The organism is Gynurincola endophyticus (assembly GCF_003991195.1).
GTDB lineage: Bacteria > Bacteroidota > Bacteroidia > Chitinophagales > Chitinophagaceae > Gynurincola > Gynurincola endophyticus.
Window position 1 is genome coordinate 944,962 of record NZ_RCWL01000001.1, and the last position, 23,071, is coordinate 968,032.

Below are 23,071 nucleotides of genomic sequence, written 5' to 3' on the forward strand. Positions count from 1 at the left end.
TAATTTTTAGATTTAATCTCCGCTTATCATATTTTTTATGCAGGAGGCATTATTCTCCCAATTCGCTTAATTCTAACCATCTCAGTTCTTTATCATCTAAAAGCTCATTTATTGTTTGAATTCTGAGTGATAATTCCTGTAGTTTATCGAATGGGAGACTCCCGTTTCCTAAGTCTTGTTCTATTGTAGACTTTTCAGTGGTTAATGCTTCTATTTCCTTACCCAAGAGTTCAAATTCTCTTTTTTCCTTAAAACCCATTCTTTTTTTCTCTACCGGAGCTGTTTTCACAGCTTCTTTCACGATTACCTCTTTTTGTTGTTCAACAACTTTCTCTTCTTTTTCTTTTTTCCAGATTCTGTACTGCGTATAGTTACCCGGATAGTCAATGATTTCACCGTCCCCTTCAAATACAAAAAGGTGATCTACCAGTCTGTCCATAAAATATCTATCATGGCTGATTACAATCAAACAGCCCTGAAAGTCGAAAAGAAAGTTTTCCAATACTGACAAAGTAGGAAGGTCTAAATCGTTGGTAGGCTCATCAAGAATCAAAAAGTTAGGATTTCTGAAGAGTATGGAGAGCAGGTGTAATCTTCTTTTTTCGCCACCGCTCAGTTTACTGATATAAGTGTATTGTGCTTCGGGAGGAAACAAAAATAAGGTCAGAAACTGGGAAGCGCTCAGCGAACCGCCACTGGCCAGCGGAAAGCTTTCTGCGATATCCTTTACAAACTCAATCACGCGCATATCTTCTTTGATATGGAGGCCGGATTGTGAAAAATTACCAAAAATGACGGTTTCACCAATATTGATTTTTCCCGAATCAGCCGGCTCCATCCCTTGCAGTATATTAATAAAGGTTGATTTGCCGGCACCATTTTTTCCTACAACACCTACGCGTTCACCTTTTTTGAAAGTATAATCAAATCCTTTCAAAATGGCTTTTTCACCATAACTTTTATACACTTTCTTCAGCTCGGCAATTTTTCCACCCAACCGGTTCATTTTCATTTGCAGTTGTAACTGCTGGTCTTCAATTTTTTGTTTGGCTTTGGCTTCTATGGTGTAAAAGGCATCCTGTCTGCTTTTTGATTTGGTAGTACGGGCTTTCGGTTGTTTCCGCATCCATTCCAGCTCTTTGCGATAGGTATTGCGTGCTTTATCAATCGAGGCCATTTCGCTTTCTACTCTCGCCGCTTTCTTTTCTAAATAATTTTCGTAATCTCCTTTGTAGATATAAAGTTGACTATTGTCAATTTCCCATATTTCCTCACAAACATTGTCGAGAAAATAACGGTCGTGTGTAACGAGTAAGAGCGTAACATGTTCCTGATTGAGATAATGTTCCAGCCATTCTACCATTTCCACGTCCAGGTGGTTGGTTGGCTCGTCCATGATCAGTAGTACATGTTTATGTTCAAATCCGATATCGATCAGTGTTTTTGCCAGCGCCACTCTTTTTCTTTGTCCACCCGATAAACTGCCTACCGGCTGGTCGAGGTGACTGATATTTAGTTTTCCTAGTATCTGCTTTACTTTTGCGTCAAAGTCCCAGGCGTTCATTTCATCCATGAATGCAATTGCCTCGGATATTTTTTCTGCATCCCCCGACTCGCTGATACTTTCGTATTGTTTGATAGCTTTAATAACCGGATGATCGTGAAAGAAGATATTATCTAAAATAGAGCGATGTTCAATAAATTGAGGTTCTTGTTCAAACAGTGCAACCGTTACGTCTTTATGTACCCACACTTTACCATTATCGGCCGTTTCCTGCCGGGCTAAAATTTTCAGCAGGGTCGATTTACCGCTTCCGTTACGGGCAATCAGCGCAATTTTATCACCTTCATTAATATGAAAACTCAGGTTTTCAAATAAAGGTTTTACGCCATAAGATTTAGACAGTGCTTCAACAGATAAATAATGCATACTGCAAATATACACGACGGGAGGGATGCTATCTAGAAAACAACATCCAAAGAAGGAAAAAAACTACCATCACGAAAACAAAGAGGTATTTATACCTGCTCCACAACGCTTCTTTTCTTTTTTCGTTCAGAAGATGTTTCAATGTAGCCCGGGAGGCAGCTTCTTCCGGTAAAAGGTCAATGACTTTTGTAATGAGAGGAGCAGAATTTTTATAAGGAAGCAATTCTGCCAGGGTAAAAAACGTTTTAGAGAAAGCATCCTGGAACTTTTCGTATGCAGGCGCTTTGAGATTGGGAAACATTGTGTTGGAAAGAGCCGTCTGCAGGTGTTCGGAAAGACGGTCGTAATCGATCTGATAAATGTTTTTATAGCGGTATTCTTCCGATAATTTAATCAGATGGGATAAAATCGCATCCGGAGTGTGTTGAGGTTCATGAAACGCGTAATGCTGGCTTTTAAAAAACCATCTTTGCGACAAATAAGCTTGTTTTAATGAAGGAGTAGATAAAACGGTATACGCTTCATGGATCAGTTGAAAGTCAGCAATGGCATTCGGATTGTCGGGGTGTTTATCCGGATGTGTAGCCAGCGCCATTTTGTGGTAAGCTTTCTTAATCATCGTGGCCGATGCATTTGAAGGGATACCCAGAATACTATAGTAATCTTTCACTTCCATTCTTACGAATTTACAAGGAATCTTTTTTTCGTTTGAAAAAATACATACAATTTTGACAATAAATATTCAGACATGTTCATGGTACGCGCTAATCCTTTCAAATTAATTTTAGTAGCAGTTAGTTGCAGTTTTTTTAGCTGCCAGTATTCCAATGCCAATACCCCTGAAAACGTAGTAGCAGCGGAGCGTATGGAAATCATAGAGAAATTGACAGATACCGTGAAAAAAACGGTGCGTAACAATGTGCAGGAAATACTGGCAAAAAAAGAAATTCCGATCTTGTGTTATCATCATATTCGCGATTATTTGCCTAGTGATCAGGCTAGTGCTAAACCATATATTGTTCCGGTAAATGTTTTCGAACAACAAATGAAGGCGCTAAAAGATAGCGGATATCAAAGTATCGTGATTGAAGATTTAATGAATTATCTCGAGTTTAATCAGCCGCTGCCTGAAAAAGCTGTAATGATTACCTTTGATGATACGAATTTAAACCAATACACTAACGGATTACCCTTGTTGGATAAATATGGATTTAAAGGGGTGTTTTTTATGATGACAGTGCCGATCGGAAAAGAACGGTTTATGTCAAAAGCTCAGATTAAAGCATTAGCAGATGCCGGCCATGATGTGCAACTGCATACCTGGGATCATAAAAATGTTAAAAAATTTGAAGAAAAAGACTGGGATATTCAAATTACCCGGGCTGCTAAAACACTGGAAAACATCACAGGAAAACCCGTTGTGCATTTTGCGTTTCCATTTGGTTTGTGGAGTCCGGATGTTTTACCTAAATTAGAGAAATTAGGTATGAAATCTGCATACCAATTAGCGGATAAACGTGATTCTCAGTATCCTTTGTACAGTATCCGGAGAATCATTGTTCCCGGTACATTAAGCGGAAAAACATTGGTGGGGCAAATGAAAAAAAGTTTTTAACCACCAGGTGCAACGGAATGAATCAATGTAATGTCATCCAATTTATAAAACTGTAATTATGAAGTTTTTTTCAAACTTGAGATGTAACCTATTAGCCTTGGTTAGCTTTGTGGTATTAGCTACCGGTTGCTTGAAAAATGATATTGGTGATGGAGCACGTGACCCACAATCTTTTGTAATGTTAGGTCATATGGCATTATTTGCTCCAAGAGCTGAGTTGTATCTAAATGATGCAAAAGCAACTAATCCATTAAATGTCAATGCATTATTGAGCTCATACAGTACAGTATGGTCAAATTCTTATAAAGTAAGCTTTAAGAAAGAAAATTCAGATAGCTTATTGGCGGCGACAACATCAAACTTCCGTTTTGATAGCGCAAAAGCATATACATTATTCACTTATTCAGACTACGATTCTACTACTAAGTTATCAGTCATCAGCGACGATTTTTCAGAAGTAACCAATAATAATTGTGTTATCCGCTTCTTTAATCTGAGCCCTGATGAAAATGCTGTGGTAGACGTTTATGTAGGTGATATTCTGACCTGGTCTGGCCGATACCTGGCTGATCACGTTGAAATGCCTTTGTATCGTTTGTTTGATGAAAAAAATCCAAACACGTACGATATTAAAATTACAAAAGCCGGTCAACCTGAAGAAGTTTTAGCACGCAGAAATACACAAACACTTCTTCCCGGTAATGCTTACACAATCTGGTTTACCGGCGTGAAAGATGGTGTGGGTAACAAAGAATATAATGTCTTTTTACAAAGAGCTATTTTCTATTAGTAGTTTTATACAAATAATTATTAAAAAGGTTGGATTTTATTCCAACCTTTTTTAATGCGCTTAACAAAAAATCTGCTTTAACTTTTCGTCTCCAAAATTTTAAGATATTTTTCTGATTTTTTTGGCAAAATATTAAAAAAGCCTATATTTGATAGCTCGATTGCAATGCAATCCTACTTAAACTTCAACGAACTGCTTATTTCCATTGCCAACTAATTGCTTAATTTCTTATATGCTCTACTAATAGATCATATAAATTTCTATAGTAACCAAAACCAACTGCCAAAGCTGTCTGGACTACCAGACAGCTTTTTTGTTTTCTATTCTCCTTACAACGATCATTTGTTTCGTACGAATAGTAAAGCATTCTTTTTTTAATCTTTATTTTTGAAAAAAATATTGTGATGAGAGGAAGTGTTTTTTTGTTTTTAATATTTCTTTCCTTAACCGGAAATGCACAGTTTAATGATTCTGTTTTTAATTATGTGAGGTTCAGTACTACGGGTATTCTGAATAATACGAATGATAAAAAATCATTCGTATTGACCAATGCTTTGGCATATACGCTGGAGAAAAATAAAATTTCACTCTCTAGCAGTCATAACTACGTTTACGGCAAACAGGGCGGTGAAGTAATAAACAATGATTATACCACATCGCTAAATATGGATATACTTAAAAATACACATAAGATCTATTATTGGGGGTTGATGAATTATACCACTTCTAAATCATTAAACATTTTTAACCAGTTTCAGGGAGGTGCTGGTTTAGGTTGGAATGTGGTTAATAATGATCGGATCAACATCGTGATCACTGATGGAATCATGTACGAAACCAGCCAGATATTAAATACCGATAAAATGAGGGAGCATTATAATACCTGGAGAAATTCATTGCGTATCAAACATGCGTGGAATATTACTCAAGACCTTAGTTTGGAAGGTTCTCACTTCTGGCAACCTTCTTTAGAAGACGGCCATGATTATATTATACGTTCATCAGCGGCACTTAACTTTCAGTTGAAAAGATGGCTGCGATTTACAGCAGGATTAACTTACAATAAAATATCAAGAACGGATAGAGAAAATCTTATTCTCAACATAGGCTTAACTGCTGCGGGATATTTTTAACAAAGAGATTGGGATATAAAAAATAAAGGAGGGTGTTTACACCCTCCTTTATGATTAGCTTTCCATGTAAGCTTCAACAGGTTCGCAGGTACAGATAAGGTTTCTGTCGCCTACTGTGTTGTTAACTCTGCCTACGGAAGGCCAGAATTTATTTTCTTTGATAAACTCTAACGGATAAGCAGCTTGCTCACGTGTGTAAGCATGCGCCCAGTCGGTAGCAGTAATCATGAATTGTGTATGCGGTGCATTTTTTAACGGATTGTCCGCTTTGTCCATCTGATTGTTTTCAATAGCTCTGATTTCCTCTCTGATACTTAATAAAGCGTCACAGAAACGATCCAGCTCTGCTTTGTTTTCACTTTCTGTTGGTTCAATCATAATTGTTCCTGGAACCGGGAAACTCATAGTAGGAGCGTGGAAGCCATAGTCCATCAAACGTTTTGCTACATCTTCTGCTTCTATTTCGGCTGTTTTTTTGAAAGGACGTAAGTCTACAATAAACTCGTGCGCACAGGTACCGTTGTTACCTAAATAAAGAATATCGAATTCTTTTTCAAGTCGAGCGCGCATATAGTTCGCATTCAGAATAGCGTATTGAGTAGCATTTTTAACGCCTTCTCCACCTAACATGCTGATATAAGCATGAGAGATCAACAAAATAGATGCTGAGCCGAACGGAGCGGCGCTTACTGCATCGTAAGCTTCTTTTGATGAATTATCTTCTTCAATGTGAGAAGGAAGGTAAGGAGCGAGGTGAGCTTTTACACAGATGGGTCCCATACCAGGGCCGCCACCACCATGCGGAATTGCAAAGGTTTTGTGCAGGTTCAGGTGACAAACATCCGCACCGATTAAACCCGGAGCTGTTAAACCTACCTGTGCATTCATGTTCGCACCATCCATATAAACCTGTCCACCATATTGGTGAATAATTTGAGTAATGTCTTTTACACTTTCTTCGAAAATACCATAAGTACTCGGATAAGTAATCATGATACCAGCAAGATTGTCTTTGTATTGTTCAGCTTTAGCTTTTAAATCGTCTACGTCGATATAACCGTTTTCCAATGCTTTTACTACCACTACTTTCATTCCTGCCATCACAGCACTGGCCGGGTTAGTACCGTGTGCCGAAATAGGAATCAGCATTACAGTACGGTGTGATTCACCTCTTGCATTGAAATAGTTACGGATTGTTAATAAACCGGCATATTCTCCCTGTGCACCACTGTTCGGTTGTAAACTACAGGCATCGAATGCTGTGATAGCGCATAAGTAACGGCTTAACTCATCAATCATCTGATGATATCCTGCTACCTGCGTTTTAGGTGCAAATGGGTGAATAGAACTCCAGTGGCTCCAGCTTAACGGCATCATTTCAGTTGCCGCATTTAATTTCATAGTACATGAACCTAAAGAGATCATTGATGTATTCAACGATAAATCTTTGTTCTCTAATTTTTTCATGTAACGCATCATTTGCGTTTCGCTATGATGGGTATTGAAAACCGGGTGTGTCAGGTAAGGAGAATTTCTATGTAACGAAACCGGAATATTTTCATAAGTGGCTTCGTTCGCTACCGTGATACCTGCAGCTGTATTATCCGTCGTATTGAATACGGCAACGATATCCAGTATGTCTTTAGGAGAAGTAGTTTCGTCTAATGATATACCAATATATCCTTCTTTTGTAATTCTGAAGTTGATTCCAGCTGCACCTGCAGCAGCCAGTACCGCCTCTTTATTATTTACTTTTACAGTGAGCGTATCAAAGAATGATTTATTAATCAGTTCTGCTCCTAAGGTTTGTAAGGCGTCTGCCAATGAATCTGCTAATACGTTTACTCTGTCTGCAATTGCTTTCAGTCCTTTCGGGCCATGAAAAACAGCATACATCGCTGCCATATTTGCTAATAATGCCTGTGCCGTACAAATATTGGAAGTTGCTTTTTCGCGTTTGATGTGTTGTTCACGGGTTTGTAAAGCCATGCGTAATGCTTTATTACCTTGTGAGTCTACACTGATACCGATAATTCTACCGGGAATTGTTCTTTTGAATTCATCTTTTACTGTAAAGAATGCCGCGTGAGGACCACCGAAACCTAAAGGTACGCCGAATCTTTGTGCACTTCCGCAGGCTGCATCCGCACCTAATTCGCCGGGAGATTTTAATAATGTTAATGCCAACAGGTCTGTTGCCATTACTACGTATGCACCGGCATCATGTACTTTATGAATAAAAGCTGCATAATCTTCTACAGAACCCTGACTGTTCGGGTACTGAACAATAGCACCGAAATAAGTCTGGTCGATCTCGGCAGATTGATAATCGCCGAATACCAGTTCAATGCCTATGGGTAAAGCACGCGTAACCAGTACATCTTTTGTTTGAGGGAAAATATAATTGTCAACAAAAAATTTCGGTCTGGTAATGTTAGATGCATTTTTGTTGAGTGTGCTAAAGAACATAGCCATTGCCTCCGCCGCTGCAGTAGCTTCGTCGAGCAATGACGCATTTGCAATCGGCAAACCTGTTAAATCACTGATCATTGTCTGGTAATTCAGCAAGCTCTCCAGTCTACCTTGCGAAATCTCCGCCTGGTAAGGTGTGTATTGAGTATACCAACCCGGATTTTCAAATACATTACGTAAGATCACTGAAGGAACGATCGTATTGTAATATCCCTGCCCGATATAGGTTTTAAAAACTTTGTTATCTAATGAGACTTCCTTGATTCTTTTCAGATAATCGTATTCGCTCACCGGACCCGGTAAATCTAACGAGTCTTGCATACGGATACTTTGAGGAATGGTTTTACCGATTAAAGACTCTAAACTGTCTACTCCGATGGTAGACAACATCTGCTGTACTTCATCGGCAGTAGGGCCAATATGGCGGCCTTGAAATTCTGCATTTTGCTGTTCAAAAAGACTCATAATATATAAAGTATTACTAAAACAGGATATAAAATTGCCGCAAAGTTATAGTTAATCTTTCATTCTAAATCGTTTTAGTTTTAACGGTGCATAAGTTGTGATTGAATGGTCAAAACACAAAAAAAAGTAGTTTTTTTTAACGAAATACTAATAAAAGTTAAAAAATGATCTAAATATTTAAATAGGTGAGTGAAACAGGAGGTGCGTCAATACGAAAGGTGGGCGGTGTTTTTTGAGGTGCGCTAAATACAATTTAGAGTCGCGTATATGCCGGATCTGCATACGTTTTTTATCGCTGATAGTATAACCGGTCCATAGTGTGGAATTGAATAATACTGACCCTATACAGGATAGGTTTATTCAATTGCTTCAGATATACTACGGACCGATCGGTTAATTCATATTAATTGAAATTTCTCCATAATGAAATACTGTCATATTATGGGTAATGTTGTGGGAGATAAAGCCAACGTAATAATTTCCGGTTTCCCAGGCCTTCAGTTCGTTTATAGGATTTGCGACGGGTGAATTCCTGTCATTTAAAGCTCCGATTTCAAGGGAAGGGAAAAAAAATGATAAAGGAGTTGTTGAAAAATCATACATATTTGATACGAATTGAGATTGGGTGATGTTGCGGTGTTCCCAGATATCAGTAACAATTACTTTAGAAAAATCTATGGTTGCAATTGTTTCCGGCCGGTAATTATGTTTTTTATTTATAATTAAACAATACATTTTTCCATCTCCTTTCACAGCGGCAATGTTTACAATAGGGGATAAATATTCATTTTTATTGATTGATTCATCTGCCTGATAAGACTCGTTATCATAAATATTTCTTAAGGGAAAGAGTTGATTTCATTTTTTTATTTTGATTATTCTATTAAACTGATTTGTTATATGTTTTTCGGGAAAGGGTCAATGAATCTTATTTTATTGTCGAAGAGATATTTTTCTTCATCCTGCAGCAGACATTTTTCAAGGTCCATTATTATTTTTTCTTTATTGATATTCTGACCAATAAAAACCAGCTCATTCATACGATCACCCCATTGTTTGCTCCATCTTGCTTCAATAAATTGCTGATGATTGATAAAAGAGGCATATTTTGTTCTTTCACTGAGGGGCATAGTACACCACCAGACGCCTGCACTTTCAAGTCGGGAAGAGCCTCCGGCCTGAGAAAAGTTAAGTGCATCATTTGGGCGGGAGGCTAACCAAAACAAACCTTTTGCTCTTATAATACCCGAGGGATATTCTTCATTCAGGTATTGCCATAATCTTTCAGGATGAAAAGGGCTGGAGTTACGAAAAACAAAAGAACTTATACCATATTCTTCTGTTTCAGGTATATGAAGCGATGCTTCTAACTCTTTTTGCCAGCCTGCAGAATGTTGTGCTGTTTCAAAATCAAACAGACCGGTATTTATAATTTGTGAAGCATCTATTCTTCCAAATTCGGATCTGATAATTTTTGCATCAGGATTTAATTTTTTAACAGCGGCTGTTAACAGGCCTGTTGTATAGTCATCTACAAGATCTGTTTTATTGAGTATAATCACATTGGCAAATTCTATCTGGTCAGTCAGCAGGTTTACAATGGTGCGGTCGTCTCCCTCTGTATCAGTTAGATTTCGGTCAAGCAATCGTTGATTGGTACCAAAGTCTTTGAAAAAATTAAAACAATCTACCACCGTTACCATTGTATCAATATAGCTGAAGCGCGATAGATCGATGTGATTTTTTTCGTCTGTAAAAGAAAAAGTCTGAGCCACCGGAACAGGTTCGCTGATACCGGTACTTTCAATTAATAGATAATCATACCTGTTTTCTTTTGCTAGTTTTTCAACTTCTGCCATCAGGTCTTCACGAAGCGTACAGCAAATACAACCATTGCTCATTTCTACTAACTTCTCTTCCGTTCTGGATAAGGTATTTGTATTTTCTACTAATCTCGCATCAATGTTTATTTCGCTCATATCATTAACGATTACGGCTACTTTCAGTCCGGCTTTATTATGCAGGATATTGTTCAGTAATGTTGTTTTTCCTGCTCCTAGAAATCCACTTAAAACTGTTACCGGCAACTTTTTTTCTGTTTTCATATCTGTTTAGTCCGGTGAAAATATTTTTTCAGATGAGTTGTATAAAATATTTTTCATCGGTTAAAAGTTTTTGATATTATTTTTTATTGATATTGGAAAAAGTATCTACATAACGGAGAAATCTTTCTTTGTCTACTTTAACTTTATTCCAGCTGTCCATCAGTTGAATCTCTACTTTCTGATCAATCATTTGTTGAATGGTTTGCCTGTATCGATAATATGCATCATAATCTGTTTCTGAAAGTGAATTCATTTTATTTTGAAACCAGCTTACCGGATTGAAGAAATAACTGTTGCGGATAAAATTGTTTTTGTTTTCGTTGATGTTTTCAATTTTCTTAACAGCATTTTTCATTAATTGATTGGTTATGCCGCTGGTTGAATTACCAATGATAAGTTCATTTTTGAGTGTGTCTTTTCCATGCTGGGTGTGTGCAAGTTGCGGGTATATTGTTAATAATTGCTGTGCGATGTTATCTGAAGGCAGATCGTATATTTTATAGGTTTCTTCCCGGCTGGCATCCAGAAAATCAGTCATGTAACTGGCAGGATATTTTAATGTTACCAGCTGATGTACAGTGCCAGGAATGACTATGCATAGAATAATCCAGAGTGAAACCATCTTTATTGCCTGACCTGCACTTCCTTTTCCTTTCAGATTGATAAAATAGAAAGCTCCAAACCATAATGCTGTATAGAATACGATAAGCATGCAAAAGCGTATAAAATTTCCGGCTAGTTCTGTCAATGCTCCGGTGAGTAAGGCATAAGTAAACATCAATAGTATGATCAGGCTAATAAGTAAGAAGAAATAGAATCCAAACCGAGCTAATAACCATTTTTTGTTATTGATGTTATTAATTTCAATCAGTTTATTAAAAGAGAGATCTTTTTCAAGCCCACCAATATTAAATAGCAGAATAATAGATAAAACCGGTAAAAGATAAAGAATAGCAAAACTGAAGTCGAGCGTACCTGTCATCAGTCTTTCAGGGTTAGCGATTTCTTCTGCAAGATCAGCATCCATAGTGCTGCTTCTGTTAGTGACCTGTTTATAGTAACCATATTGTTCAGCCTGCCCTATAGAAAAAGGAATCAATTCAGAAGGTTCTTTGAAGGCAACAGCAGGAGCATACCATATTGCACGAACGGGTGTAGTTACATCTATCCAGGGTTTATCATCAGGACCTTTTTTTCCTGCATCATACCAGACAGTAACTTCGTTTATGGTAAGTTTGTTTTTATTTTTTATACTTTCAATTTCTTCCTTTTGTTTTTTTAAAAGCGTATAACCATTCTGAAGGCCATAGATAGCAGCCACGATAAAAAGAAACAGGGAAATTATTTTAAAAGTACTTCTGGCAAAATGCCTGAATTCATTTTGCATAATTGTAATCAGATGCTTCATGCCAGTTTTATTTTTTTTGAAGTTGTAAATACAATAATGGTGATTGCCAATACCCAGATTGCAAGCAATAAAAAGTCTGTTACATAGTGTATACTTATTAGTTTCCAGGAGGGCATTTTGTATTCAAATTGACTGATTGATCTGTAAAACTGATTGTTTTCTTTTTGTGCTCTTTCTCCTGTTTTTGACCCTCCGAACGCATGTTGATCGTTTAGCGTTTTAATGAGCGTTCTGCGATAGTTTTCTGCCTGTTGAAGAAAATCCAGATGATGATGCATATCGCTTCCACTGAGTGCCATGCCGGTGCTTTGTAAAGAAGCGAAAGGGTTAATGATGCCTGACAGCTGATAAAATTTTTTCTGTTTTTGAAGTAATCCGTAGTTGTTTCCGAAATGTTTATCCCATACAGCGTTTCCGTATTCTTCATCGGCCTGCATACGAAGTCCGTCAAAATTTACCGGTAAATCCTGCAGACTGGTAACTTTATATTTAGCTAGTGTTTGCTGCTTAAATTCTTCTGATCTCTTATCTGATGGATTATGTCCGTCGAGCCCCTGAGACCGGTCTTCCTGCATGGCCGCCGTGAAGTTCTGCCTGCTTGGCAGCGGATATAGTTTATCTGTGGTATTTCCCCATATTCTGGGTAGAAATATCGTCCATAATAACCATAATCCAAGCATAGACGATAAGGAGGCCGTATTGGTTTTTAAGCGTGCTGAAAACCAGGTTGAAAGAAGTGTAATGATGTAATAGTATGCCGAATATACCAGTGACAAAAGAGTTATTCTTATCAGGCTGTCTTTGCCTATGCCCTGTGAATTAATAATCATTTGACCTGCTACAGTAACGGCTAAAAGTAGTAAACCATACATCCATACGCTAATAGCTTTAGAGAAGATAACCGAGCGAAGTGATGCTCCCTGAAGCACAAGGAGTTTAAGCCTTCCGGTTTCTTTTTCACTACTTACTGATGCAAAAGCAAGAAAAATGAGTAAAAGCGGAATAATATATTGCAGTAATAATGAAGGTTTGAGTTTTCCAAACTTAGACACTGATAGGGTTTGTGATGCTTCCGAGTATATTATTTCGTTCTGCATATGACCTTCCAGCCGTAAAACATTTCCGGTAATACTGTTGATACCCTCATCAATACTGCTTAGGGATGTAACGGGTTTAAAAACGTAAGAGCCGTAGTGTGCAGCACTGTGCGGATTCATATTGTCAATACTTTCCCATTGTTCACGTACATGCTCGCCGGCTGCCTGCTGCTGTTGTTGTTGCTGACTGGTTTGAGCACTTCCTGACCAGGTTACCATTATAAGTGTAATAATGAACAACGCCGTTAGATAAACTAATACCCGGACTCTGAACAGCATTTTCAGCTCGTTTATGATAATTTGCTTCATAAAATAAATTGTTTTAATCCTGCATGTAGTTCAGATAGATTTTTTCCAGTTCATTTGCGGTTACTGCGGACGTGTGCATTTCATTTACCAAAACTCCGTGTTTGAGAATACCAATCCGGTGACAGGTTTCACGCACCCGGAAAATATCGTGCGATGCCATCAAAATGGCCGCTCCTTCATCTGCAAGTTTTTTGAGTAATAATGATAGCTCATTGCTAGCCAGTGGATCCAATCCACTGGCAGGTTCGTCAAGCAGATAAGCACTTGCTTTTTTCGCATATGCAATGGCAATACCTACTTTTTGCCGCATGCCTTTAGAATAAGTTTCTGTTCTTCTGTTCAGTGCTTCCTCCCGCAAACCACATTTCGTCAGAAAACCGGATAATTCCTGTCTGCTATAATGCAGGTTAGCTATTTTACAGAAATAGTCAAGGTTTTCAATCCCAGATAGATAGGGGTAGAGATTAACATTTTCAGGAATATAGCCGATATGCTTTCGTGAAGTTCCGGCCTGCTCGCTGGTATTGATACCGGCAATTATGGTTTTACCACTATCGGGTTTTAAGAATCCCAGAAGCATATTCATGGTGGTTGATTTGCCGGCACCGTTCGGCCCGAGTAAACCATAAATTTCTCCACCGGCTACAGTCAATGACAAACTATCTACTGCCTGTTTGCCTTTATATGATAAACTCGCATTTTGGATCGCTATCATAACACTTTTTTAGCTTTGAAAAATTATAATCGTACTTACTCAAAGTGAATTGATACGAAGTACCAATTCACTTTGAGTACAAGCAGTTGCTATAAGATAATAATGCAACAGTGTTGCGAAAATAGTAATTATTTTATTTAATGCAATAGTGTTGCATTAATTTCTGTAAAATAAGTGATGAAAGGTTTTTTCAAGGGCGTATGTGGGTATATGGGCATGAATAACATGCTCTGAGAAGTTGATATGGAAACAAAACCGGTTTTAAATGGCGCAAAATTGAATTGCGGAAAGGCTGTATACAATTCTTCAATATTGTAACATTTTGTAAATATCAGTCATAAACAGTTCTTTATAAATGACTTTTAAATATGCCTGCAATTATTGAACGGTAAAATCCTGTAGAACCTGTATTTTGGTTCAGGTGGAGTTTTTTTTCTTATCCAGCAATGATTGCGGTAACTTTGCAGCGCAATGTCGAAGGCAAAAAAAACATATAAAGAAGTGGATCTCGAGAATTGGGAAATGAAATCAAAAGCCAATACCAAAAAGTATCAGCAGCTTTTGAAAACTATTCCTCAGGCTGCTGCTATTAAAGCTTTGCCCGACTTGCATGAAGAAGCCTTTGAAAAGGTAGATTGCCTGTCTTGTGCAGCCTGCTGCAAAAACTATTCACCCCGGTTTAAAACACCGGATATTAAACGTATCAGTAAACACCTCCGGATGAGAGAAAGTACGTTTATCGATACTTACCTGAATCTTGATAACGAAGGTGATTATGTTGTAAAAAACACTCCATGTCCGTTTCTGGGAGCTGACAATTATTGCAGCATCTATGAAGTGCGTCCTTCAGATTGTGCCAGATTTCCTTATACAGATGAAGATGTATTGTTGAAAAGAAAAAACATTACACTTAAAAACGTTACTTTTTGTCCGGCTGTTTACTATGTGCTCGAAAAATTGTCGCCTTAATCCAGTACGATTGGGTGTTGCCCGTTTGTATATTCTTTTTCCAAAGCATCCAGAATGATATTGACATGTTTATCATTCGTTATAAAATCGGCATTGCTGGCATCTACCATCAATGTTTTGATATTATATTGCTTAATGTATTGCAGATAAGTATCCTGAATATTTGAAAGGTATTCGTCAGGTATACTTTGCTCATAAGAACGGTTTCTCTTTTTTATATTTTGCTGAAGTTTATCAACCGGCGCATGCAGATAAATCAATATCTCCGGTTGAAGTAATTGCGCATGGATAATATCGAATAGCTTCTGATACAGTTTAAATTCTTCTTCAGGCAGGTTCACTTTTGCAAACAACAAACATTTTGTAAATAAGTAATCACTGATTGTTACCTGTTGAAAGATATCCTGGGTTTGTAGTAATTCTTTCAATTGCTTATATCGCTCAGCCATAAAGAAGAGTTCTAATGGAAAAGCATATTGTGCCGGATTCTCATAAAATTTTGAGAGGAAAGGATTGTCTGCAAATGCTTCCAGAATTAATCTCGCATTCAGTTTTTTAGCCAGAATATTGGCTAAGGTGGTTTTGCCTGCCCCAATGTTTCCTTCTATCGTAATAAATCTGTATCTCATGTCGGTTACCGCAAAGAAATGCTAATCAGATAATTTTAAGGAATATATTTTTTCACATCTAACGAGTCTATACATTCGTAGTAAAGCTGCTCTACTGTTTTCAGGTGCACCGGGTGCAGGTAAGTGGGAGCGATTATATTCAGAGGGGTTAATACGAATTTTCTTTCAGCTATTCTCGGATGCGGAATGGCTAAATGCGGTTGATTGATAATATCGTTGTTATATAACAAAATATCTATATCAATGGTTCTGGCTCCATATTTTTCATTTCTTATCCGCCCTAGTTCTAACTCGATACTTAATGCTTTTTGTAGTACATTGTCAGCAGAAAGTGCAGTTTGAACTTTCAGTACCTGATTCAGAAAGGGAGCCTGTTCGGTATTTCCCCAGGCTTCAGTTTCATAAATAGGGGAAAAATCAATGATTCGTCCTATATTTAACCCAATCAGTTGCGCAGCTTTTGTGAGATAGTTTAATCTGTCTCCCAGGTTGCCGCCGATCAATAAAAAACATGTATTCATACTTAATTACAGGCTGAATACGCAAAGTTCATAGAAATTTGATAAAACTAAACACAGATGAAGAGCTTTTTTAAAATTTTCTTTGCATCCACTGCTGCATTGGTATTTTTTTGCTTTTTTATTATTGTAATAGGTGTTTGTACAGCGGGTTCATCTGCTGTTACCATTTCACCTAAATCGGTGTTAACCATCGATTTGTCAAAGAGTTATCCCGAAGTGGGGCAAACAAACCCTTTGCTGTTTTTACAATCTGATAAAGAATACGATTTGCCTTCTTTTTATGAAGTGATTCAATTGATTGAAATGGCAGCTAATGACCCTTCTGTAAACGCTATTTTACTACAGGGCAGCAATAACAATAATGGTTTTGCTAACAGCGATGAATTGAGAAAAGCACTGATGAAGTTTAGAGAAAAATCTGGCAAGCCGGTATATGGTTATGCTGCTGAAATGAGCCAGTTGTCTTATTTTGTAATGAGTGCGGCTGACTCAGTTTTTGTAAATCCGCAGGGAGCTATCGAGTGGTCAGGGTTATCTACCACCTTATTGTTCTTTAAAGGAGCACTCGATAAGCTTGAAATAAACCCTCAGATTATTTATGCCGGAAAGTTTAAAAGTGCTACCGAACCTTTCCGTGAGAAAAAAATGTCAGATCCTAACCGCATTCAGTATACCGAATTGCTGGAAGATCTTTTCAACTATATGGTAACAGAAGTGGCGGCATCAAGAAACATTGATCCTGTTTTGTTACGCAAACAAGCTGATGAACAAGTGGTCGTATTTCCGCAACACGCAATGGATATTAAATTGATTGACGGCCTCCGTTATGAAGATGAAGTAGAAAATATTTTCAGAGAGTTATTGTCAGTTTCTCCTGCACGCAAAATTGCATATGAATCTATCGCTAAGTATGCAGAGGCTAAAAAGCTAAGCCTGATTAATAGCAGCGCTGATAAAATTGCTTTAATTGCCGCTGAAGGAGATATCATTACCGGTAAGGGTGGATACAAGCAGATTGCATCGGAAGATTATATCTCCCTGATTAAAAAAGCCCGTTTAAATTCATCCGTAAAAGCTGTTGTGTTCAGAGTAAATTCGGGGGGCGGATCTGCATTGGCTTCAGAAGAAATCTGGCGTGAAATTACGCTTACCAGACAAGTTAAACCGGTGATTGTAAGCATGGGTAACTATGCTGCTTCCGGCGGTTATTATATTGCAGCGAATGGAAATACCATTGTGGCCGATCCTACCACTTTAACCGGATCAATCGGTGTTTTTGCAATGATCCCATCCGTACAAAAGTTAATGAATAATAAACTCGGAATTACCACCGATGGCGTACAGACCAGTGAAAAAGCGCAACCGATCAATGTATTTGAAGACCTGAAACCTTTTCAGGTTGAATTACTGAAAACTCAGATTGATACCATTTATGCTGTTTTCAAGCGACGCGTAGCTGAAGGAAGAAACCTTTCGGTTGATTATGTAGACAGTATCGCCCAGGGACGTGTATGGAGCGGTATTAAAGCAAAAGAAATCGGACTGGTAGATACTTTGGGATCGTTAAATACCGCTATCGCCATCGCCGCACAACAGGCAGAATTGCGTGATTACGGTATTATTCATTATCCTGACAAAAAAAGCAAACTGGAGTTCTCCAATTTCCCGATGGAGTTAATTTCATCAAAATCAAAGCAGGATATACTGGCAGAATCTCTGGGACAGGAAGGCTTACAGGTGTATGAATCGCTCAAAAGCCTGCAATCTAACTTTAAAGTTCCGCTGCTAAAACCTTACGAAACATTTATTATCAGATAACCTATTCTACTGACCCGCAAGGATAATTGCTCAAATTGCAATAGCTTTGCGGGTTCATTGTAGATATTATTTCATGTCGAATCAATATAGTCAGCTAAAGGCAATGCTAGCGATTACTAAAGCTAGTTTCAGAGGATTGGTGAGAAGTCCGAATACTTTAGTCTTCAATTTTCTGTTTCCGGTAGTGTTTATCGCCATTTTCAGTGTATTGGAACATAAACAACCAATGAAGTGGAAAGTGTCCTTTACTGAAAATAGTGATTCAACAGCTGTTATTTATCATGCTTTGAAAAATCTCTCTGTTCTCGAGTGGGAGCAACTGACTCCAACCGAACAACAGGAATCCCTCAAAAGAGGCAAAATCAAAGCATTGGTAGACATACAATCTCCTGCGAATGCTCCCAGTGAAATTCATTTAACGACTTCTTCTATTATTTCTGATCAGGAAGTTTCTACACTGCAATTGATGATCGAAACAGCGATTCATCAGATCGACAGAACCGTATATCCCGATCAGATTACCACCGCCAGTTTATCGCCACAGGTTGAATTGATACAAGGCAAACCCTATCGTTTGATAGATTTTCTTTTACCCGGACAAATAGGCGTTACTTTATTAGCATCCTGTGTATTCGGAGTGGCATTTTTGTTTTACAATATGCGCAGTACACTGGTATTGAAAAGATTTTTTGCAACACCCGTAAAAAGGCTTTATATACTGTTAGGCGAGGCATTGAGCAGGGTAGTGTTGCAGCTGGGGGTAATGTTTATTTTGATTGCAGGAGCTTATTATTTTCTCAACTATACCCTCACCAATGGCGTTTCTTCATTATTGCAGATGCTGATAGTTGGTTTTTTAGGAGTCATTTTATTTATGGGATTCGGCTTCATCATCAGTGGTATTGCTAAAAGCGAAAGTGTAATTCCGCCATTAGCTAACGTAATCGCGCTTCCGCAGTTTATTTTTAGCGGCGCATTTGTAAATAATGAAATATTTCCTCAGTGGATCCAAACAATTTGCGAGGTTCTGCCGTTAACACAAATGAATTCGGCCCTCAGGAAAATTGCTTACGACGGTGTTCCTTTGTGGAGTTGTACCAAAGAACTGGTGATTTTAGGAGCCTGGTTAATATTGGTATATTGGCTGGCTACCAAATTATTTAAATGGGAATAAGTATGCGTTTTATTAAACTGGCGATTATTAGTTTTATAGTTATTGCAGGAATTATCACGGCTATTTCAGCAATGATTCCTTCTAAAGTAAATATTATTCGGTCTGTTCACCTTTCGCTGCCAAAAGATAGCGTTATTCATCGCCTGAGCGATATGAACGACTGGAAAAACTGGAACCTCTACATTAGTAACCCGGCGCTGACAAATTTAACTGCCAGTGCAAATGAAATCCGTTCTAACGAATTGACGGTACAGAAAACAGACTTCCGCAACGATTCACTCATTACATTGTGGAGCCAGGGTAGCAAAAAAACTTTCGATGGCGGCTTTGTATTTTTCGGTGACGAACGCGAAACCATTGTTCAATGGTATTTTACCATTCAGGTAAAATGGTATCCGTGGGAAAAATTCAGTTCCGTTATTTATGAAAAACAAATCGGGCCGATGATGGAAGAATCACTGAATCGGTTGAGCGGTAACCGGAGTGTCGCGCAATAATTCACGGTAATAAGTTAAAATGCTATCCTGCAATACAGCAATTCTTTCCAACGGTGTTTTATTGGGTATTTGCTGCTCCTGATAATCGTGCAGCATATTGTGCGTAAACTTTAATTTCATTTGTACAATTACATCATTCAATCCTACCTGCTGTTGAGTCAGTAAGGTGGCTAACGATTGCAAACTGTCTACAGAATTCTTAAAGGAGGCCTGTGCACTGTCAAAGTACCGGGTCCAGTATCTTCTCAATGTACTGTCGTGTATTTTACCCAGATAAACGGGCACCAGTGTATAATATTCCTGATTTTTCTGAATGAAGTGATTCCATGACTCTAATGAATCACGTAGTAATTTCTCCCATTCTTTCGACTCTATCTCAATGTCTCGCGCAGCATCGGTTTTTTTCCTGACTTCTACCCACATCTGCTCAATCAGATTACTCCGCTCCGTATAGTCTGACGACCTCACTGATACCTTTTTTTCTTCCAATACCGGAAATTGAGTAGCCGGCTTTGGCTTACAAGCTGCCGTTAAAAGCAATAATCCGATAATAAAATAACGCATAAGTCCTGTCTTATAAGTTACAAAAAAATATTCAAAAATCAAAATGTGTTGATAGTCAGCGTTTTGTCTCGTGAAGGTCAGACGGTTGATCTATTTCAAGAGTTATGCTCACTATTTTGATGCCTAAATTACAATAGAATCAACGTAAAACGACACGAAAAAGTGAGCAGCGTTAATAAAAAATAATATTTAATGTGCAGAAAAAGATACAGTTAGGTAGAATTAAAAAATAACTAAATCGTTAAAACTGAGAGGTGCAACGATTAAAGTATTGTAGTTGTCATACATTTAACTTGAGATGAATTATACTGAATTGGTTAAAGACTGTGTTAGAGGTAAGGCAAAGGCCCAGAAACAACTCTATGACATGTTCGCTGAGAACATGCTGGGGGTCTGTTATCGCTATACCCGGTCATTAACAGATGCAGAAGATGTGTTACAGGATGGCTTTGTTAAGGTTTTTCAGAATTTACACCAGTACAAATTTGAAGGAGAATTGGGCGGATGGATCAGGCGGATTATGGTAAACACGGCACTGAACTATCTCAAGAGAGAATCGCGCTATCACCACGACGAAATCGGCGAAGACAGTTCCTATCAGATAGCTGCGAAAGACAATCCTGAATTGCACCTGAGTGCCAAGGAAATAGCCCAGTTAATCAGGAAATTGCCCACAGGTTACCGTACAATTTTCAACTTACACGCAGTAGAAGGCTTTACACACGTTGAAATTGCAAAGATGCTGGAGATCAACGAAGGAACCTCACGATCACAGTATGCCAGGGCCAGAAATTTATTAATCCAGTGGTATAACCAAACCCAATCTTTCAAAGTATCCAATTATGTCGGAGAATAGATTTGATAAACATATTAATGATGAAATGTCGCAGTTGCGCATTAAACCGGGTAATCATGTATGGGCCCAGGTTCAGGCCACGCTGCGCCGTAAAAGGAGACGCCGGCTGGCGGGTTTCATCATCCCGGTTTGTGTATTAGCCTTATTAGGCACTTATTGGTGGATGCATTCTCCCAAAGAGGCTGTATTACAAAACGAATTGTCTAATCAAACTTTACTGAATGATCAAAACTCTACGCTAAATAATCCACTTGCAGATCAACCTGCCATTGATATCAACGATCAGAAAAATGATCGTATCATAACAGCTAATCCTGAAACTACTGCTGAAGGTCGTAAAAAAGACCTTGCAGTAAATGATGCCAAACCGCTCACTCAGCCTGTTATTGAAAAGAAACCAGCTGCGTCGTCAGCCCGTATAACAAATAATAAAAGTACAGTTAATAATATAGGTCAGTCGCCGGTTGCTGCCGCTTTACCACCAGTAACTGTTACACAGGAAGATCCTGTAAAAGAAGTTGCGGAAAAAGCGGTTGAACCACCCACGCATGTTGTTACATCTTTTGAAACCAAAACTAAGAAAGAAACTAAAAATGCAAATGAGGACGATCATATCGTAAAAACCAATGACCAACCGGCAATCGACACTGCTCAACAATTGCCGGTTGAGGTGGAAACCCTTGTTGCAATGGCTGACTCTGTTGTATTACCACAAAAAGAAAAAGCAAAAAGAAAATGGAAATTCGGTATTCACGGTTCTTATGGTGAATCGGGTATCGGAAGAGGTGGTTTCGGTGAAAGCTTCCTGAAATCATCGATGGTTTATAACAGTTCTCCCGGACTGCAAAACGCCAATTACTATGTAGATAAAGATGAATTAAAACACCAGTCTCAAAAATATTACCATGCCGGGTTATGGGCTAATAAACCACTTACTGACCGGTTAAGTATTCAGACAGGTTTCGATTATCAGTACTCATCTACCAAAACCAATGTAGGTTGGAGAGTGATTGAAGAACGTTTCATTGTGAGTAATCCTGCTATCCAGGCTGCACCTGTTGAATATTTTTATGCACCGGGTATGCGCTTTACGAATGAAGTTGATCAGGTATTTTTAGCGATGGCAATGCCCATTAAGAAACAGGAGTTTAATAACTACTGGCATATGTTATCAGTTCCGGTACAGGTAAATTACCTGCTGACACCCGTTAAAGGTAACTACGGTATTTCTGTTGTCGCAGGTATCAGATACCAGCGGATGATTGCTGAAGAAATGTTGCACTTTGATGAAGCCAATGGTGTTATGTTCAGATTAAACGACCTGATGAACAAAAATCAGTTTACATTAACCTCAGGATTAAACTTTGAGTTTTTCCGTAACAATAAATTCCCCGTAACAATTACTCCTAATGTGGGGTATCAGTTAAATGATTTTTATAAGCCTGAGCTAAAATCAAAACACCACGCCTGGATGGGAGCGCTGAGCATTGGTGTGAAGTTATTCTAAACGCTCTCTCTGTGTTTTTTATTTAAAAGGGTCGACTATTCTTAGTTGGCCTTTTCAGTTTTTATACAAACTACTGCTTCAATGTTTCTTCTCAATATATAGTTGTGGGTCATATAAAAATGAACAAACTTGTTTAATGAGTAAGTGTTTTTATTTTATTAGCCATTCAGAATAATATTTTAAAAGAAAAACATTTTTTGCCCATTAATTAATACGGTGGTTAAAAAGAACCTGATATATTTGTTGAAAATGATTCCTTATAAAAGTGTTGTTTTTTCTATATTTTTTTTATCCCCTTTCTATTAGTGATTCATCCTGATTTTTATTCATACTGCGATCTTTTATTATAACAGTGATGTGTAGGTTTGTTTTAAATTTTACAGTCTGTAACCTGATACATTATTATAACCTGTTGCCCTTTTCATGTAGTGAACGCCGTTACCGTGTACTGGCCGATACGGTCTTGAGCCGCAGTATCGGTACTTCTATTATCCATC

The 23,071-nt window shown here is 38.1% G+C and carries 20 protein-coding genes; 9 read left to right on the forward strand and 11 right to left on the reverse strand.

Annotated features, from left to right (window positions below; genetic code table 11):
- Nucleotides 1-49 precede the first annotated feature (49 nt).
- Both D9O48_RS03880 and D9O48_RS03885 read right to left on the reverse strand, forming a co-directional pair.
- A complete protein-coding gene (locus D9O48_RS03880; protein WP_126970751.1) occupies nt 50-1,930 on the reverse strand; it encodes an ABC-F family ATP-binding cassette domain-containing protein in 1,881 nt (626 codons plus the stop codon).
- Nucleotides 1,931-1,958: 28 nt separating this feature from the next.
- On the reverse strand, nt 1,959-2,606 hold the full coding sequence (locus D9O48_RS03885; protein ID WP_126970753.1) for a J domain-containing protein: 648 nt from the start codon (nt 2,604-2,606) through the stop codon (nt 1,959-1,961).
- A gap of 72 nt (nt 2,607-2,678) precedes the next feature.
- Between D9O48_RS03885 and D9O48_RS03890 the strand changes: the two genes are divergently transcribed.
- The 3 genes from D9O48_RS03890 to D9O48_RS03900 all read left to right on the forward strand — a co-directional run bounded on the left by D9O48_RS03890 (nt 2,679) and on the right by D9O48_RS03900 (nt 5,468).
- Nucleotides 2,679-3,545 carry a polysaccharide deacetylase family protein gene (locus D9O48_RS03890; RefSeq protein ID WP_126970755.1) on the forward strand — a complete coding sequence of 289 codons (867 nt, stop codon included), beginning with the start codon at nt 2,679-2,681 and terminating at the stop codon, nt 3,543-3,545.
- Between the two features lie 58 nt (nt 3,546-3,603).
- Nucleotides 3,604-4,335, forward strand: coding sequence for a DUF4397 domain-containing protein (locus D9O48_RS03895; protein WP_126970757.1), 732 nt, complete (start codon nt 3,604-3,606; stop codon nt 4,333-4,335).
- Nucleotides 4,336-4,739: 404 nt separating this feature from the next.
- A complete protein-coding gene (locus D9O48_RS03900) occupies nt 4,740-5,468 on the forward strand; it encodes a DUF481 domain-containing protein (RefSeq protein WP_126970759.1) in 729 nt (242 codons plus the stop codon).
- 54 nt (nt 5,469-5,522) lie between these two features.
- On the opposite strand, the gene gcvP is transcribed toward D9O48_RS03900, so the two are convergent.
- The 6 genes from gcvP to D9O48_RS03930 form a co-directional block, all read right to left on the reverse strand.
- Entirely contained in the window at nt 5,523-8,405 is a 2,883-nt protein-coding gene (gene gcvP / locus D9O48_RS03905) for an aminomethyl-transferring glycine dehydrogenase (protein ID WP_126970761.1), read from the reverse strand.
- Nucleotides 8,406-8,798: 393 nt separating this feature from the next.
- Entirely contained in the window at nt 8,799-9,158 is a 360-nt protein-coding gene (locus D9O48_RS03910; RefSeq protein ID WP_126970763.1) for a hypothetical protein, read from the reverse strand.
- A 143-nt stretch (nt 9,159-9,301) separates the two neighbouring features.
- Nucleotides 9,302-10,510 carry a GTP-binding protein gene (locus tag D9O48_RS03915; protein ID WP_126970765.1) on the reverse strand — a complete coding sequence of 403 codons (1,209 nt, stop codon included), beginning with the start codon at nt 10,508-10,510 and terminating at the stop codon, nt 9,302-9,304.
- Between the two features lie 76 nt (nt 10,511-10,586).
- Nucleotides 10,587-11,918 (reverse strand): DUF3526 domain-containing protein, encoded by a 1,332-nt coding sequence (locus D9O48_RS03920; RefSeq protein ID WP_126970767.1) that lies wholly within the window; start codon nt 11,916-11,918, stop codon nt 10,587-10,589.
- Complete coding sequence (locus D9O48_RS03925; RefSeq protein WP_126970769.1) at nt 11,915-13,324, reverse strand: ABC transporter permease; 1,410 nt, start codon at nt 13,322-13,324, stop codon at nt 11,915-11,917. The genes D9O48_RS03920 and D9O48_RS03925 overlap by 4 nt, the downstream gene beginning before the upstream one ends.
- Before the next feature lie 13 nt (nt 13,325-13,337).
- Nucleotides 13,338-14,039 carry an ABC transporter ATP-binding protein gene (locus tag D9O48_RS03930; protein WP_126970771.1) on the reverse strand — a complete coding sequence of 234 codons (702 nt, stop codon included), beginning with the start codon at nt 14,037-14,039 and terminating at the stop codon, nt 13,338-13,340.
- Nucleotides 14,040-14,510: 471 nt separating this feature from the next.
- Between D9O48_RS03930 and D9O48_RS03935 the strand changes: the two genes are divergently transcribed.
- Complete coding sequence (locus D9O48_RS03935; protein WP_126970773.1) at nt 14,511-15,008, forward strand: YkgJ family cysteine cluster protein; 498 nt, start codon at nt 14,511-14,513, stop codon at nt 15,006-15,008.
- Here the strand turns inward: D9O48_RS03935 and D9O48_RS03940 are convergent.
- On the reverse strand, nt 15,005-15,637 hold the full coding sequence (locus tag D9O48_RS03940; RefSeq protein WP_126970775.1) for a deoxynucleoside kinase: 633 nt from the start codon (nt 15,635-15,637) through the stop codon (nt 15,005-15,007). The two genes, D9O48_RS03935 and D9O48_RS03940, sit on opposite strands and share 4 nt — an antisense overlap.
- Nucleotides 15,638-15,672: 35 nt before the next feature.
- A complete protein-coding gene (folK, locus tag D9O48_RS03945; RefSeq protein WP_126970777.1) occupies nt 15,673-16,158 on the reverse strand; it encodes a 2-amino-4-hydroxy-6-hydroxymethyldihydropteridine diphosphokinase in 486 nt (161 codons plus the stop codon).
- 57 nt (nt 16,159-16,215) lie between these two features.
- On the opposite strand from folK, the gene sppA reads away from it, so the two are divergent.
- The 3 genes from sppA to D9O48_RS03960 all read left to right on the forward strand — a co-directional run bounded on the left by sppA (nt 16,216) and on the right by D9O48_RS03960 (nt 19,647).
- Nucleotides 16,216-17,976, forward strand: coding sequence for a signal peptide peptidase SppA (sppA, locus tag D9O48_RS03950; RefSeq protein ID WP_126970779.1), 1,761 nt, complete (start codon nt 16,216-16,218; stop codon nt 17,974-17,976).
- A gap of 73 nt (nt 17,977-18,049) precedes the next feature.
- Complete coding sequence (locus tag D9O48_RS03955; protein WP_126970781.1) at nt 18,050-19,150, forward strand: ABC transporter permease; 1,101 nt, start codon at nt 18,050-18,052, stop codon at nt 19,148-19,150.
- A gap of 2 nt (nt 19,151-19,152) precedes the next feature.
- Entirely contained in the window at nt 19,153-19,647 is a 495-nt protein-coding gene (locus D9O48_RS03960) for a hypothetical protein (protein WP_126970783.1), read from the forward strand.
- Here D9O48_RS03960 and D9O48_RS03965 read toward each other — a convergent pair.
- Nucleotides 19,606-20,211 carry a hypothetical protein gene (locus D9O48_RS03965; protein WP_126970785.1) on the reverse strand — a complete coding sequence of 202 codons (606 nt, stop codon included), beginning with the start codon at nt 20,209-20,211 and terminating at the stop codon, nt 19,606-19,608. The genes D9O48_RS03960 and D9O48_RS03965 overlap by 42 nt on opposite strands.
- A gap of 298 nt (nt 20,212-20,509) precedes the next feature.
- Between D9O48_RS03965 and D9O48_RS03970 the strand changes: the two genes are divergently transcribed.
- Together D9O48_RS03970 and D9O48_RS03975 are read left to right on the forward strand one after the other, a co-directional pair.
- The gene (locus D9O48_RS03970; protein WP_126970787.1) at nt 20,510-21,067 is read left to right on the forward strand and encodes an RNA polymerase sigma factor; all 558 of its coding nucleotides are present in this window, start codon (nt 20,510-20,512) and stop codon (nt 21,065-21,067) included.
- On the forward strand, nt 21,054-22,574 hold the full coding sequence (locus D9O48_RS03975; protein ID WP_126970789.1) for a RodZ family helix-turn-helix domain-containing protein: 1,521 nt from the start codon (nt 21,054-21,056) through the stop codon (nt 22,572-22,574). Before D9O48_RS03970 ends, D9O48_RS03975 begins: the two co-directional genes overlap by 14 nt.
- The last annotated feature ends 497 nt before the right edge of the window (nt 22,575-23,071 follow it).